Origin of the sequence: Sebaldella termitidis ATCC 33386 (assembly GCF_000024405.1) — a bacterium.
In the GTDB taxonomy this organism is placed as follows: Bacteria; Fusobacteriota; Fusobacteriia; order Fusobacteriales; family Leptotrichiaceae; genus Sebaldella; species Sebaldella termitidis.
Map to the genome: position 1 here is coordinate 638115 of NC_013517.1, position 12956 is coordinate 651070.

At 35.0% G+C, this 12956-nt stretch carries 16 protein-coding genes; 11 read left to right on the forward strand and 5 right to left on the reverse strand.

All coding sequences use genetic code 11. From position 1 onward, the window contains the following. Positions 1–2: 2 nt before the first annotated feature. The 7 genes from STERM_RS02865 (at position 3) to STERM_RS22015 (ending at position 5436) form a co-directional block, all read left to right on the forward strand. Entirely contained in the window at positions 3–782 is a 780-nt protein-coding gene (locus tag STERM_RS02865) for an ABC transporter ATP-binding protein (RefSeq protein ID WP_012860053.1), read from the forward strand. A gap of 59 nt (positions 783–841) precedes the next feature. Next, the gene (locus tag STERM_RS02870) at positions 842–1714 is read left to right on the forward strand and encodes an ABC transporter substrate-binding protein (protein WP_012860054.1); all 873 of its coding nucleotides are present in this window, start codon (positions 842–844) and stop codon (positions 1712–1714) included. Between the two features lie 9 nt (positions 1715–1723). Then, a complete protein-coding gene (locus STERM_RS02875) occupies positions 1724–2515 on the forward strand; it encodes a hypothetical protein (protein ID WP_012860055.1) in 792 nt (263 codons plus the stop codon). Positions 2516–2530: 15 nt separating this feature from the next. Beyond that, positions 2531–3289: a HugZ family heme oxygenase gene (locus tag STERM_RS02880; protein WP_012860056.1), complete on the forward strand. Its 759-nt coding sequence runs from the start codon at positions 2531–2533 to the stop codon at positions 3287–3289. Positions 3290–3319: 30 nt separating this feature from the next. Beyond that, the gene (locus STERM_RS02885; protein ID WP_012860057.1) at positions 3320–4567 is read left to right on the forward strand and encodes a coproporphyrinogen-III oxidase family protein; all 1248 of its coding nucleotides are present in this window, start codon (positions 3320–3322) and stop codon (positions 4565–4567) included. A gap of 1 nt (position 4568) precedes the next feature. Then, positions 4569–5069, forward strand: a complete 501-nt coding sequence (locus STERM_RS02890; RefSeq protein WP_012860058.1) for a flavodoxin family protein — start codon at positions 4569–4571, stop codon at positions 5067–5069. 175 nt (positions 5070–5244) lie between these two features. After that, the gene (locus tag STERM_RS22015) at positions 5245–5436 is read left to right on the forward strand and encodes a hypothetical protein (protein WP_169305385.1); all 192 of its coding nucleotides are present in this window, start codon (positions 5245–5247) and stop codon (positions 5434–5436) included. On the opposite strand, the gene guaD is transcribed toward STERM_RS22015, so the two are convergent. Together guaD and ligA are read right to left on the reverse strand one after the other, a co-directional pair. After that, positions 5433–6716 (reverse strand): guanine deaminase, encoded by a 1284-nt coding sequence (guaD, locus tag STERM_RS02900; protein ID WP_012860060.1) that lies wholly within the window; start codon positions 6714–6716, stop codon positions 5433–5435. The genes STERM_RS22015 and guaD overlap by 4 nt on opposite strands. A 267-nt stretch (positions 6717–6983) precedes the next feature. Continuing rightward, positions 6984–8993 carry an NAD-dependent DNA ligase LigA gene (gene ligA / locus STERM_RS02910; protein ID WP_012860061.1) on the reverse strand — a complete coding sequence of 670 codons (2010 nt, stop codon included), beginning with the start codon at positions 8991–8993 and terminating at the stop codon, positions 6984–6986. Between the two features lie 205 nt (positions 8994–9198). On the opposite strand from ligA, the gene STERM_RS02915 reads away from it, so the two are divergent. The 4 genes from STERM_RS02915 (at position 9199) to STERM_RS02930 (ending at position 11443) form a co-directional block, all read left to right on the forward strand. Next, positions 9199–9516: a hypothetical protein gene (locus STERM_RS02915; RefSeq protein ID WP_012860062.1), complete on the forward strand. Its 318-nt coding sequence runs from the start codon at positions 9199–9201 to the stop codon at positions 9514–9516. Between the two features lie 138 nt (positions 9517–9654). Further along, entirely contained in the window at positions 9655–10098 is a 444-nt protein-coding gene (gene dtd, locus STERM_RS02920) for a D-aminoacyl-tRNA deacylase (RefSeq protein WP_012860063.1), read from the forward strand. Positions 10099–10115: 17 nt separating this feature from the next. Further along, positions 10116–10721, forward strand: a complete 606-nt coding sequence (locus STERM_RS02925; protein WP_012860064.1) for a C40 family peptidase — start codon at positions 10116–10118, stop codon at positions 10719–10721. 122 nt (positions 10722–10843) lie between these two features. Then, positions 10844–11443, forward strand: a complete 600-nt coding sequence (locus tag STERM_RS02930; protein ID WP_012860065.1) for a hypothetical protein — start codon at positions 10844–10846, stop codon at positions 11441–11443. A 105-nt stretch (positions 11444–11548) separates the two neighbouring features. Here STERM_RS02930 and STERM_RS22640 read toward each other — a convergent pair whose 3' ends face one another. The 3 genes from STERM_RS22640 to STERM_RS02940 form a co-directional block, all read right to left on the reverse strand. Continuing rightward, positions 11549–11677: a hypothetical protein gene (locus STERM_RS22640; RefSeq protein ID WP_012860066.1), complete on the reverse strand. Its 129-nt coding sequence runs from the start codon at positions 11675–11677 to the stop codon at positions 11549–11551. Positions 11678–11793: 116 nt separating this feature from the next. Then, positions 11794–12285, reverse strand: coding sequence for an NUDIX hydrolase (locus STERM_RS02935; RefSeq protein WP_012860067.1), 492 nt, complete (start codon positions 12283–12285; stop codon positions 11794–11796). Positions 12286–12446: 161 nt separating this feature from the next. After that, positions 12447–12947: a nitroreductase family protein gene (locus STERM_RS02940; protein WP_012860068.1), complete on the reverse strand. Its 501-nt coding sequence runs from the start codon at positions 12945–12947 to the stop codon at positions 12447–12449. Positions 12948–12956: the final 9 nt, after the last annotated feature.

Genomic DNA, 12956 nt, shown 5'->3' on the forward strand with positions numbered 1-12956 from the left:
AAGTGAAACATAATGTAAAAGTAAATAAGCTGTCATTCAGCTATAATAACAATAATATACTGAATGAAGTGAATATTGACATAAAAAAGGGAGAGTTCACGGGAATACTGGGACCTAACGGCTGCGGCAAATCAACGCTTCTAAAAAATATACTGAGATATTTACAGCCGGAAAACGGGGTTATAGAAATTAAAGATAAAAATATAAAAGATTATAAACAAAAAGATCTGGCGAAAACACTGGGTTTTGTACCGCAAAAATCGTCTCTTTCCATGCCGCTTACCGTAGAGGATGTTGTTTATATGGGCAGGGTAGCGCATATGAAAAACAGCTGGGCGGGCTTTAGTGAAAATGATAATAAAATAGTAGATGATGTAATAAGAATATTAAAGCTGGAAAAATTCAGAAAAAGACCTGCTTTTTCATTATCAGGCGGTGAATTTCAGAGGGTTCTTCTGGCACGGGCTTTGGTTCAGGAGCCGGAAATATTGCTTCTTGATGAGCCTACATCAGCTCTTGATATTAATTATGCTCTTGAGATAATGAGACTTACCTCGCATTTTGTAAAAGAAGGCAGACTTACCGGAATAATGGTACTGCATGATTTGAATCTTGCGGCAATGTACTGTGATAATATAATATTTTTGAAAGACGGAAAAGTAAAGTATACAGGAAGTCCGACAGAGCTCTTTACTTCGGAGGTACTGGAGGAAATATACGGCTTTAAATGTGAAATAGTAAATAACGGTGATTATCCTTATGTATTACCGCATAAATTATAACTGTGCCTTTGCAGTTAACTGAATGGCATAGAGCTTTTAGACAGAAAAAGGAGGAAGAAATGTACAAAAAGAGAATAATAATGTTTCTTATGATAGTTTTGGGTGCACTGGGATTAATTTCCTGCGGAAAAGAACCAGAGGCAAAAGAAGAAGCTGTAAAAGAAACTACAGTATATAAAAAAATAGTTGTGCTGGATCCGGCAGTAGTAGAGATGTTATACCTTCTGAATGCCGAAGACAGAATAGCAGCAGTAGCACATTCACAGACAACAGGTATATGGCCTGAGGATAAAACTAAGGATCTGCCTGATGTGGGAACTTTGGCAAAGCCTTCTCTGGAAAAAATAATTTCCTTTTCACCTGATCTGGTGGTATTAAGTATACATTCCACAGGTCTGGCTAAAGATCTGGAAGCACACGGTATCAAAACTGTATCTTTTCCTGCCAACAGTTTTGATGATATATTTAATAATTTTCTTGAGGTGGGGAAATTAATAGGAAAAGAAAACGAAGCACAAAAAATAACAGCAGAAAAAAAAGAAAAACTGGAAGAAATAAAGAAATCAGAACCGCTTAATAAAAAAGGCGCTTTTATATATTCTGCTTCACCTATGATGGCTTTCGGAGAGAATTCACTTCCGGGAGAGGTTTTGAAGATTTACGGTGTAGAAAATCTTACAGATAAGGTAAAAGGTGAAAGACCAATACTGACACCCGAATATGTCATAGAAGAGAATCCTGATTTTCTTCTTGTAGGACTCGGAGTAAGCAGCGAAGATGAAATAGTAACTGCAAATCCGCAGTTAAAAGATACAAATGCAGTAAAGAATAAAAATATAATAAAAGTAAATTCACAGGCTCTGCTTAGAGGCTCGCCGAGAATAGTAGACGAAACTATGAATCTGTATGAAGAAATCAAAAATTTAAAGTAGAGGTATAAAATGAAATTTTATGTGATTTCAATTATATTAACCGTTACAGCTTTATTTGTTCCGGTAATACAGCCCGCAATAGCAGGCGCAGGTGAAGATACAATAGCTGTAAGTCTCGAAAGTCTTGAATCAATGGATGGAGATGATGCCGGCGGCGGTAACGGCATGGAGTTACCTGAGGGTGGTGGAGGCAGCGGAGGCATCCCTCAGACGGAACAAAAACAAGTAACTCAAAAACATGAAGAAGTTACAAAAAACATACAGACAGAAAAATCTGTAAATAATAACAAAACAGCAAGTACAAGTGAAAATTCTTCCAATGTAACAAAATCAGCTGGTTCTGAATCAACCGGGCAGGATAATACAGGCAATTCCGGTGTTAATGGCGGAAGAGCCGGAAGTCCCGGAGGAGACGGAACCGGAGGAACACCCGGCGGAAAAGGAAAAGAAGGAGGAACCGGAAGTAAAGGTTCCGGCAATAATCCGATCGGTAAGAATCCTGATCCTGCACCAAAAACAACAACCAATTATGGATGTGTAAACGGGAAAGGATATAAAATGGTAACAAAACCCAAGATCAAATTAAACAGGGCACAGACACTGACTATACCATCAGGGACAAGGGTTACTGTAAACGGAGCTTTTAGTGCAAACGGTTCTCTGAATGTTTCAGGAGTCAGCGGAGGAAATGCCGAGGCACAGAGATTGGCAAGAAATGCAGCCTCAGGAATAAAAGTAAATGTAATAGACAAAACAATAACAAAATGTAATGTGACAATTACATATACTCTGGCTGAATAGAACAGGAGTGATAAAATGAAAGATACAATAATAAACCACATGAACCATGATCATATGGATGCTCTTATGGTTCTGGTGAGGTATCATAACGGAAAAGAAGATGTGAATAATGCAAAAATGCTTGATGTAGATAATAGAGGAATGAAAATTCTTGTAAATGAGGCAGAGGAGGTTTTTGTACCTTTTGGTAAGGATACGGAACTGTCTGAAGTAAAAGACGAATTGATAGATATGTTAAAAACAGCAAGAACAGCACTGGGGATAGAAAAAAAGCCGGGCGGACATATGAATGAGGCAGTAAAATATATCTCTGAATTTGGTTCTGTAGTATTGGGAACAGTAAATGCAGAAAGTGAACCGAATGTAACTTATGCTCCTTATTTAAGATATGAAGATAAAAATTATATTTATATAAGTAAAATAGGTGTACATTATGATAATTTGAAAAATAACGGTAAGCTCGAGCTTCTGTTTCTGGAAGATGAGACAAAGGCGAAGGCTGTCACTGTAAGACAGCGTGTAAGATTCAAGGCACAGGCAGTTTTTCTGGAAAGAGATGAAAAATTCGGGAAAATAATGGATGCTTTTGAAGAAAAAGCCGGAAATACAATGAAAATAATGAGAGATATGACCGACTTTCATCTGGTGGAGCTGATATTTTTGGAAGGCAGCTTTGTAAAAGGGTTTGGGCAGGCATATACTATATCTGAAAGCGGTGAAATGGAACCGCTGACTTCGGATAAGCTTGGCAGAACACATGAAAGCAAAGAATAGAACAAATGGAGATAGAGAGAAAGGAAAAATATGTTTGAAAAGCGTTTTAAGTCACATCATGATGTAAAATCAATCATTGGTGCAAAATTTAAATCATCTAAAAGAATGGGAACACCAGAAGAGATAAAAGTTCTTTTTGATTCGGAACCGAAAGATGAAACAGGAATTTTATATATTCATACTCCTTTCTGTGATAAGATCTGTTCATTCTGTAATTTGAACAGAAAGCAGCTGGACAATGACCTTGAGGAGTATACAGATTTTTTAATAAGCGAGTTTGAAAAATACGGGGCTACTAATTATATGAGACACAAAAGGCTGGAAGTAGTTTACTTTGGCGGCGGGACACCTACTATTTTTAAAGCCGGACAGCTTGAGAGAATATTGGAGTCTATAAATAAAAATTTTATCCTGAAAGATAACTGTGAATTTACTTTTGAAACAACACTTCATAATCTTACGGATGAGAAGCTGGAAGTAATGGAAAGACTAGGGGTAAACAGATTAAGTATAGGAATACAGACTTTTTCCGATAGGGGAAGAAAAATATTAAACAGAACTTATGATAAAGAAACAGCAGTGAAAAGGCTGGGAGAAATAAAAGCAAAGTTTAAGGGACTTGTCTGTGTGGATATTATTTATAATTATCCTGACCAGACTCCTGAGGAAGTGAAGGAAGATGCAGAGATAGTGCATAGTCTGAATATAGACAGTTCGAGTTTTTATTCACTGATGATACATGAAGGTTCGAAAATGTCAAAAGATATTAAGGATGATGTTTTTCATCTGGATTATAAACTTGAAACTGATAAGGAACTGCATAATACATTCATGAATACACTTTTGGATACAGGAGAGTATGAAATACTTGAAATAACTAAAATAAATAAAAAGGGCAGAGATAAGTATAAATATATTACACTGTCAAACAAGGGAACAGATATTTTGCCGGTGGGACTCGGAGCAGGAGGAAAACTGGGGAATTATGAGATGTTCAGAATGAATTATGAAAGGCAGTTCTTTTCATACAGCAGTGACGAAGAACAGAGGATAAAAAATTTAAGCGGATTATTCCAGTATCCGGAAGTGTACTTTGAAGACATAAAGAAATTTGTGCCGGATAATACTTTTAATAAAATCTATAAATTGCTTGAGGGGATGAAAGAAAAGGAATTAATGGATATAAACAAGGATCATATAGAATTAAAAGGCGATGGTTTGTTTTGGGGAAATACAATAGGGCGTGAAGTAATTTCAATTAGTTTAGAGGAGGAATAAAATGAAAACACTTGTAACATATTCAACATTGACAGGGAACACAAAAAAAGTAGCAGAGGCTGTGTTTGAAGCAGTCAGCGGTGAAAAAGAAATAATGGATATAAAAAGCATAAAAGAAACAGACGGATATGACAGAATACTTGTAGGATACTGGGTTGATAAAGGTGATGCAAATGAAGAGGCTAAAAAATTCATGGAAACACTGAAAAATAAAAAAGTAGGAACATTTGGAACTTTGGGTGCATATCCTGATTCAGAGCATGCACAAAAGTGTGTGGAAAAAATAAGTGAAGCATTAAAAGCAAATGGTAATACAGTAGTTGCAGAATTTATATGTCAGGGCGCGATAGATCCTAAAATAATAGAAACAATGAGAAAAATGGGATCGAACGGACCGCATGCACCTACGCCGGAAAGAGAAGCAAGATGGGCTGAAGCAGCAAAGCATCCAAATGAAGCAGATTTTTCAGCTGCCAAGGATGTTTTCGGGAAATTAGATTAAACATATTGTTTGGAAATAACTGTGCTCTCTTAATAAATATTATATAAAGACTATTTAACTTTCAGTAGTAAGAATGGAACCTAAAAAATACAGAATATACTGTAAAATTTTTGAAGGTTCCTTTTTTATGTAAAGAAGCAGGCTGGAAATGAAAATATTATGCAAAAAAAGATATATGAAAATGAACAGAAAAATTTCAAAACCGGAGACAGATAACCTCACATTTATCAAAGTATTTTGCAGGAATATAAAAACAGGGATAAAAATCCCTGTATCTATTAATTTTATTAAGTTTTCTAGAGTTTCTACAGAAATTGGGACACTCTCTGGAAACACTTTAAAGGTCAGAATATTTTCTTGGACTTAAAATCTCTCTCTGTTTATCTCTTTCCCCGAAACAAACATTTTTATAATATCTTCTTTTGCACCGAAATAAATATATTTTTCAAGTCTTTCCTGAATAGTTTTATTGCTGCCTCCGCTTAGTTCATTATCATTTATAATCAAAGCATCGAATTCATAATCTTTCTCAAAGCTCCCGACTTTTCCGAAAAACTCTCCTCCGCCTTTTGTAGCCATAAAAAAAGCTTCTGAGATGCTCAGGGAATGAAAAGTCCTGTCAGCATAAACACTGTACATTTTTGAAGCATGTATAGCGGAAATAATTGTTTCGGGTATGGATATAGTATGACCGCCGGCAATATCAGTTCCTATTCCCACTTTTACGTTATTATCCAAAAATTTTCTTATAGGGGCTATTCCGCTGGAAAGATTAAAATTTGAAGTAGGACAGTGAGCTACAAAAACTCCTTTTTCCTTCATTAATTTTATTTCGTCATCGGTATTATGAATACAGTGAGCCATTATCGTAGGTCTGTCGCCGAACATTTTGTAGTGGTTATAGACTCCTGCATAAGTTTCTATTTCTTTGTGCAATTCCTTTACCCATTCAATTTCTGACAGATTTTCCGACAGATGTGACTGAACAGGAACATTATATTTTTCTGAAAGCTTTGACAGACCATCCATCAGCTCAGGGGTACATGTGGGAATAAATCTGGGAGTAATGATAGGCTTTATCATGCTGTCAGGCTTATTATATTTTTTTATAAAATATTCAGTTTCTTCAAGAGATTTTTTATAGTTTTCAGTTAGATATGAAGGAGAATTCCTGTCCATATTTACTTTGCCTATATATGCCCCAAGACCTGATTCCAGAAATAAGTCAGCGAGAATTTCGGTAGATTCTAGATGAAGTGAGGAGAAAACCACACTTCTTGCAGTTCCGTGCATATATAATGCCTTTATAAATTTTTTATAAATTTCTTCTGCATATTTAGTATCGCTAAATTTGGCTTCTTCAGGAAATGTGTAGTTTTCAAGCCACGGTAGAAGCTCATTGTCATAGCCCAGTCCCAGATTTTCAAACTGCGGGGCATGAAGATGGATATCCACAAATCCCGGAATAATAAGATTTTCTGAAAAATCCAAAATTTCAATGTCAGAATATTCTGCCGGGAGCTCCTGAACAGTTTCTTTAATTTTATTATTTTCAGTTATGATGTATCCGTTTTCAAGTGTTGTAAATTTATCGGGAGATTCACAGAATATGATATCACCCTTGTATATTTTTATTTCTTTTATCATAAAAAACCTCCATAGCAAGTTTATGATTTTTTTAATTGGCAAATATATGAAAAATCTGAAAGATCAAAGTCAGCATGAAACATCTAATTATATAACAATTTCAGAAAAAGTCAATATTTACAATAAATCGGACTGTTATTATATTCAGATGGAGAAAATATATTTTTTGTTATAATTATAAAAAATATTTAAATAAAAAGAGATTGGAATGGATTTTGAGGAAAATTAAAAGGGACAGTATCATTTTTGATACAGCCCCGTATAATTTTACTCTTCTTCCAAAAATTCTTTTTCAAACTGCTCTTCATTTAAAACAATAACACCAAGATCATTTGCTTTTTTCAGCTTGCTGCCTGCCTTCTCGCCGGCAATGAGGTAATTCAGATTTTTTGATACACCTGAAAGATACTTGCCTCCCTTTGCCTCAATGATATCTTTGATTTCGTCACGTGTATATTTTTCAAGCTTTCCAGTGGCAAGGAAAGTTTTTCCTTTTATAGGGTTATCTTCGATAAATACCTCTTCTTCCTCAAACTGCAGACCTGTTTCTTTCAGTTTACTAATAAGATTCCAGTTATTTTCATCATTTAAAAACATATTTACGGATTTTGCCACTTTATCTCCTATGCCTTTGACCTCCAGAAGATCTTCCGTTTCTTTGGATTTTAAATTATCAATATTTAAGAATTCCTTAGCAAGAAGATTGGCTGTAAATTTTCCCACAAATGGTATGCCGAGAGAATATAACACTTTACTGTACTCTCTTTTTTTACTTTCTTCAATACTGTTCAGAAGATTATCCACACTTTTTTTGCCCATTTTTTCAAGCTTTTCCAGTTCCTCACGATATTCATGAAGGCTGTAGATATCTACGATATCTTTTATTTTACCGAGCTCGATAAATTTTTCTATTATTTTTTCCCCGAGTCCGGTGATATTCATGGCATCTCTTGATACAAAATATTCTATTTTTCTTTTAATAATTTCAGGACATGCCGGATTGATACATTTAATGGCTACCTGATCTTCTATTTTTATGAGCTTATGCCCGCAGCTGGGACAGCTTTCAGGCATTTCTATTTCTTTTTCGCTGCCGGTTCTCTCGCTGATAACAGGCTCTATAACCTGCGGTATGATCTCGGCTGCTTTCTCTATGTATACAAAATCACCGATTTTTATATCTTTTCTTTTTATTTCGTCAAAATTATGCAGGCTTGCTCTTCTTACCACAGAACCGGATAATTCAACAGGCTCCAGTTCGGCAACCGGGGTAATTACTCCTGTTCTTCCCACCTGAAAAGTAATATCAAGCAGCTTCGTCTTGGCCTTTTCAGCAGGAAACTTATATGCAATGGCCCATCTCGGACTTTTTGTAGTAGAGCCGAGAGCACTGTAATAAGCGAATTCATCAAGTTTAATAACAAGACCGTCTGTTTCAAAATCAAGTCTTTCTCTTTCAACATGCCATTTTTCGATTGCTTTTTCAAGGAGTGAGAAGTCTTTATATATTTCAAAAACCTTTGTAGTTTTGAAGCCGAGTTTTTCAAGATACTTTATACTGTCAGAATGCTTCTGGAGATTATAATTCTGGGCATTTACCAGAAAATACAGATAACAGTCCAGCCCTCTGTCTTTTACGATACTGCTTTCCAGCTGTCTTATAGTCCCCGAAGCGGCATTACGCGGATTGGCAAAAACATCCTCGCCTGCTTCCTCACGCATTTTATTTACTTTATTAAAATTAGAAATAGGAAGAACAATTTCTCCTCTTACTTCAAGAGTAACCGGTTCTTTCAGGATTTGCGGGATAGAGTCAATCTGCATGATATTTTCTGTAACATCCTCGCCTATTTCGCCGTCACCTCTTGTAATTCCTCTTACCAGCCGGCCGTTTTCATACTGAATGCTTATACTGAGTCCGTCAAGCTTCAGCTCAAGAACATATTCTATTTTTTGGTCTTCACCGATGACTTTTTTTATTCTCTTGTCAAAATCTTCTATTTCGCCGATATTATATGTATTAGACAAGCTGAGCATAGGCACCTTGTGCACTACTTTGGAAAACTTTCCGCTTGCTCTTCCGCCTACTTTTTCAGTTACGGAAACGGTATCCTTTAATTCGGGATACTCTTTTTCGATGGATTCCATCTCTTTTAAAAGCATGTCATATTCATAATCTGTAACAAGCGATTCATTTTTTTCATAATAATGTTCATTATATTTTCTAATGAGATCCTTTAATTCCTCATAGCGCTTTTTTATGCCTGTTTGTTCCATTATACTCTCCTTTTGTAATTTTACATTTTACTATATTTTACTATATTTTTTCCGTAAAGAGAAATATTTTATTTATATCCTACAGTTTGACTGTACAGCAAGAGTAAGATATAATTATATTGACTAAAATAATGAAAAAAGACTATGGAAAACAATAAATTAAAATGTACAGCTATAATCAAAGAAGGTGCTAAAAAGGAGGAGTATGGATAAGAAGATCAATGGTAAAAAAATATTATTTTTTATAATAATCATTGCAGTCTGTATTATTACGCAGAAATTTGTACTGGGGATTATATTGATAATATTTTTAATAAACAGCCTGAAAGGTAAAAGCAGGAATAACGGAAATGCAAGAACCGGAAAACAGGGAAGAAAAAATTATTATAATCAGCCATCAGCATTATCAAAACAAGGCGGTCAAAGAAATTTTCCCGTAAATTCAGTAAAAACCGAGGAACAGAAGCAAAGGGAAAAATGGGCAAAACGCAGGGATAAAGATCCGTGGGAATGGGATGAATAAAAACCGGCAAAGACATTTTTTTAAAAATGAAAATTCGAATGTAAAACTATCAAAAAATCATAAAATTTTACTGAGAATATTGACTTAATCTTATTTTAGTATTATAATTTATATTATTTAGAAAGGTAAGTTATTATATTGAGAATAGTAGTACAGAAAGTAAAGAAAGCAGAAGTTGTAATAGATGAAAAAACTTACAGCAGTATCGGACACGGCATTGCAGCATTTGTCGGAATAAGCAGAACAGATACAATAACAGATATAAAGTATAGTCTGGAAAAATTAATTAATTTAAGAATTTTTGAAGATATGGAAGGTAAGTTGAATTTATCTCTTCTTGATGTAAAGGGCGAACTTTTAGTAGTAAGTAATTTTACTGTTTATGGTGATACGAAAAAAGGGAGAAGACCGAGTTATATAGAATCGGCATCTCCGGAAGATGCTGAAAAGCTGTATGATTTATTTTTGGAAGAATTATCAAAATATAGTATACCGTATGAAACCGGGAAATTCAGGGAGCATATGAATGTTATCCTTGAAAATGACGGACCGGTAACATTGATAATAAATAGTAAGGATTAGTTTCAAAGGAGGAAGGCATGAGAAAGTTTTTTATTTTTTCAGCAACTTTATTTATTTTTTGTTTTTTTATAGGCACTTCAGCAAAGACAACCTCTTCCAGCACAAAGAAAAGTACTGCGGCCGGAGATCCCGGTGTATATGATTCAGAATATGTACATGATGAAAAGGTAATTACAAAAAAGGTTACACAGCTTAAAGATGACCAGCAGGTAATACTAATGTCAGGAACATTTGATCAGCTTAATGATATCATTGTGGAAAATGAGCTGTTAAAATCATTTGAGAATTGGAGAGGAACCAGATATTCATGGGGCGGAGATTCTAAAAGCGGGATAGACTGTTCAGCTTTGACAAGAAGGGTTTACAGAGAAGTATTTGAATTTGAGCTGCCGAGAGTATCGGTAGATCAGGCACAAAGAGGAGTTCACATCTCAAAGTCGGAATTAAGACCCGGAGATATTTTATTTTTCAGACCGGAAAACAGGGTTAACCATACTGCAGTTTATGTAGGGAATTCTCTGTTTATAAACGCTTCATCATCACAGGGAGTGGTATTGTCGAGTTTGGAGAATAAATACTGGGGGAAATATTTTAAGTATGGTGTGAGAATTGCCGAAAAATAATTTTTGAAATAAATGAAAGCTGTCTGAGATACAGGCAGTTTTTTTTATAAAATTAAATATGATAAGATTACAAAGTAAATATGCTAGGATATAGGAGTAAAAAAATATATAAGGAGGGTAAAATGACTGATAGACAAAGAAATACCCTAGTGGTCGGATGTATAATTTTTGGTATTTTGGCTTTGGGGAGTGTTGGAACAGGAATAATAGTGACTGCCTTAGGTCAGACAGGGAATACGGCAAGAACAAGAACTGTACGTTCCAATAGAACTGAAAAAGCAGCAAGTCAGCAGCAAAGCAGCAATGAAATACAGACAAAAGTATTTGAAGAAAAAGAAAGAATAGAGAAAAAAATACAAGAATATGAGAATATCCACCTGCCTAACTGGTATAAACTTGTGGAAGCGCTGGAGACAAGCGATATTACTGATTCTTATAAATATGCAGAGACAGCTAAAAGGCAGACAAAGGAAATTTTGGATGATATTCCCGATGTAGAATGGGGAAATACCGGTGATAAAGAATTTGATATACAATGCGAACAGTTGAGGAATAAAATGCTGGAGGTTTATACTGCCAAATACGAATCAATAGTAAAATTAATAATTTTTATAGAGAATCCTGATTCTCCCGAAAAAATGACCGAGGCAATAGTAGCCGTGGAAGAATCGGCAGATATATGGGAAGATTTTATAGATGAGGTTTCCGAAGTTATTTACTAACTGCCAAAATATCTGCCTGGGATAAAAAAAGAGATACAACGACAAATCTGTCATTTTGTATCTCTTTATAATATTCATAATTCTGGTAAAACTTGTTTTCAGCATTTATTCCGCACTGTATCTTCTCATCATTTCCTCAGTTCTGTCTTCATCAGGATTAAAAGAAACAGAAGTACATGAAGTTACAAATAAAATTCCTGTTATAAGGGTAATCAGCATTATTGTTTTTTTCATATTGTCCTCCTAATATTATAATAAAAATTATATTGTTGTTATTCTTTCCAAGTATTATTCTACAGGATAAATGTGTTAAAACAGTGTCAGAATTTAATTTTTTTAATAAAAAATGATTATTTTTCTTTTGTAATAATGTGTTCAATTCTATCAGGAATTTTTGTAAGCTTTTCTTTGAAAAAAACAGGAAATACTTTTAATTTTTCTAAACCGTCAATGGGTATCCAGTACATAAATTCCCTGCCTTCAAGGCAGCAGCTGTTACTGTTGAGCTTTTGGGTTCCCATAGGCTTCATCAAAAAGTAAAAGGCTGTCTCATGACATCGCAGCCCTTCAAATATACCATTGCCTGTAAAAAAGTTTTCATGAATGAATACCAGTCTGTCTACTTCATATTTTATGCCTGTTTCTTCATAAACCTCTCTTATAACAGCTTCCTCAGCTGTTTCGCCTAAATGAACCCCACCGCCTACCGAATAATAATAATCGGATTTTTCATTGCCTGCCAGCAGAATACAGTTATTTTCAATTATAATAGCTGCTGCCCGGTAACGAAACCAGTTTTTATCTCTTATAAAGCAGCAGTCGAGAGCTGTGTCATTTTCCATATGAAACCTCCGTAATTTTATAAATTTCTAAAATTATTATTTTTGTGTAGAACTGGATATATTGAATTTAACATATCCGCCAGTCTAAAGTAAATGCAGAAAAATAAAAAAGACTGTTTCATATCTAAAATGAAACAGTCTAAAAGTTGACCAATAAAATACTAGTATTTGTCCCAGTGAACAGCTGCCTCCTTATAACGGTCGGTAAAAGTATTTTTTTTATTGGAATAACCAAAACATACCACAGCAAAAGGCATTATATTATCAGGAAGACCAAAAATATCTTTCAAAGAGTCAATGCGTTCCTGTGTAGGATGAACACCAAGCCATACTCCGCCAAGACCTTCCTTTACAATTTGCAGCAGCATATTCTGCGTACATGCACCCATATCCTGCTGCCATTTATCAGGAACAGTCATTTTGTCCTTGTTTCCAAGCAATACAATTAAAACGGCAGCTTTGGCAGCCAGCTTTGAAAAAGGACTCATTTGGGAAACTTTTTCTTTATCCTCCTGTGATGTGACAACTATGAATTCCCATGCCTGCTGATTTCTGGCACTTGGAGCCTGCATGCCTGCTCTCAGAATCTGTTCTATTTTTTCATTTTCGACAGGCTTATCCAGAAACTCTCTTATGCTTCTTCTTACAAAAATACTGTTCATTTCTTCACC

What these genes read in the sequence shown, in the direction of transcription:
- STERM_RS02870 (WP_012860054.1), top strand. Translation starts at nt 842, where the DNA reads ATGTACAAAAAGAGAATAATAATGTTTCTTATGATAGTTTTGGGTGCA.
- STERM_RS02875 (WP_012860055.1), top strand. Translation starts at nt 1,724, where the DNA reads ATGAAATTTTATGTGATTTCAATTATATTAACCGTTACAGCTTTATTT.
- STERM_RS02880 (WP_012860056.1), top strand. Translation starts at nt 2,531, where the DNA reads ATGAAAGATACAATAATAAACCACATGAACCATGATCATATGGATGCT.
- STERM_RS02885 (WP_012860057.1), top strand. Translation starts at nt 3,320, where the DNA reads ATGTTTGAAAAGCGTTTTAAGTCACATCATGATGTAAAATCAATCATT.
- STERM_RS02890 (WP_012860058.1), top strand. Translation starts at nt 4,569, where the DNA reads ATGAAAACACTTGTAACATATTCAACATTGACAGGGAACACAAAAAAA.
- STERM_RS22015 (WP_169305385.1), top strand. Translation starts at nt 5,245, where the DNA reads ATGAAAATGAACAGAAAAATTTCAAAACCGGAGACAGATAACCTCACA.
- guaD (WP_012860060.1), bottom strand. Translation starts at nt 6,716, where the DNA reads ATGATAAAAGAAATAAAAATATACAAGGGTGATATCATATTCTGTGAA.
- ligA (WP_012860061.1), bottom strand. Translation starts at nt 8,993, where the DNA reads ATGGAACAAACAGGCATAAAAAAGCGCTATGAGGAATTAAAGGATCTC.
- STERM_RS02915 (WP_012860062.1), top strand. Translation starts at nt 9,199, where the DNA reads ATGGATAAGAAGATCAATGGTAAAAAAATATTATTTTTTATAATAATC.
- STERM_RS02925 (WP_012860064.1), top strand. Translation starts at nt 10,116, where the DNA reads ATGAGAAAGTTTTTTATTTTTTCAGCAACTTTATTTATTTTTTGTTTT.
- STERM_RS02930 (WP_012860065.1), top strand. Translation starts at nt 10,844, where the DNA reads ATGACTGATAGACAAAGAAATACCCTAGTGGTCGGATGTATAATTTTT.
- STERM_RS22640 (WP_012860066.1), bottom strand. Translation starts at nt 11,677, where the DNA reads ATGAAAAAAACAATAATGCTGATTACCCTTATAACAGGAATTTTATTT.
- STERM_RS02935 (WP_012860067.1), bottom strand. Translation starts at nt 12,285, where the DNA reads ATGGAAAATGACACAGCTCTCGACTGCTGCTTTATAAGAGATAAAAAC.
- STERM_RS02940 (WP_012860068.1), bottom strand. Translation starts at nt 12,947, where the DNA reads ATGAACAGTATTTTTGTAAGAAGAAGCATAAGAGAGTTTCTGGATAAG.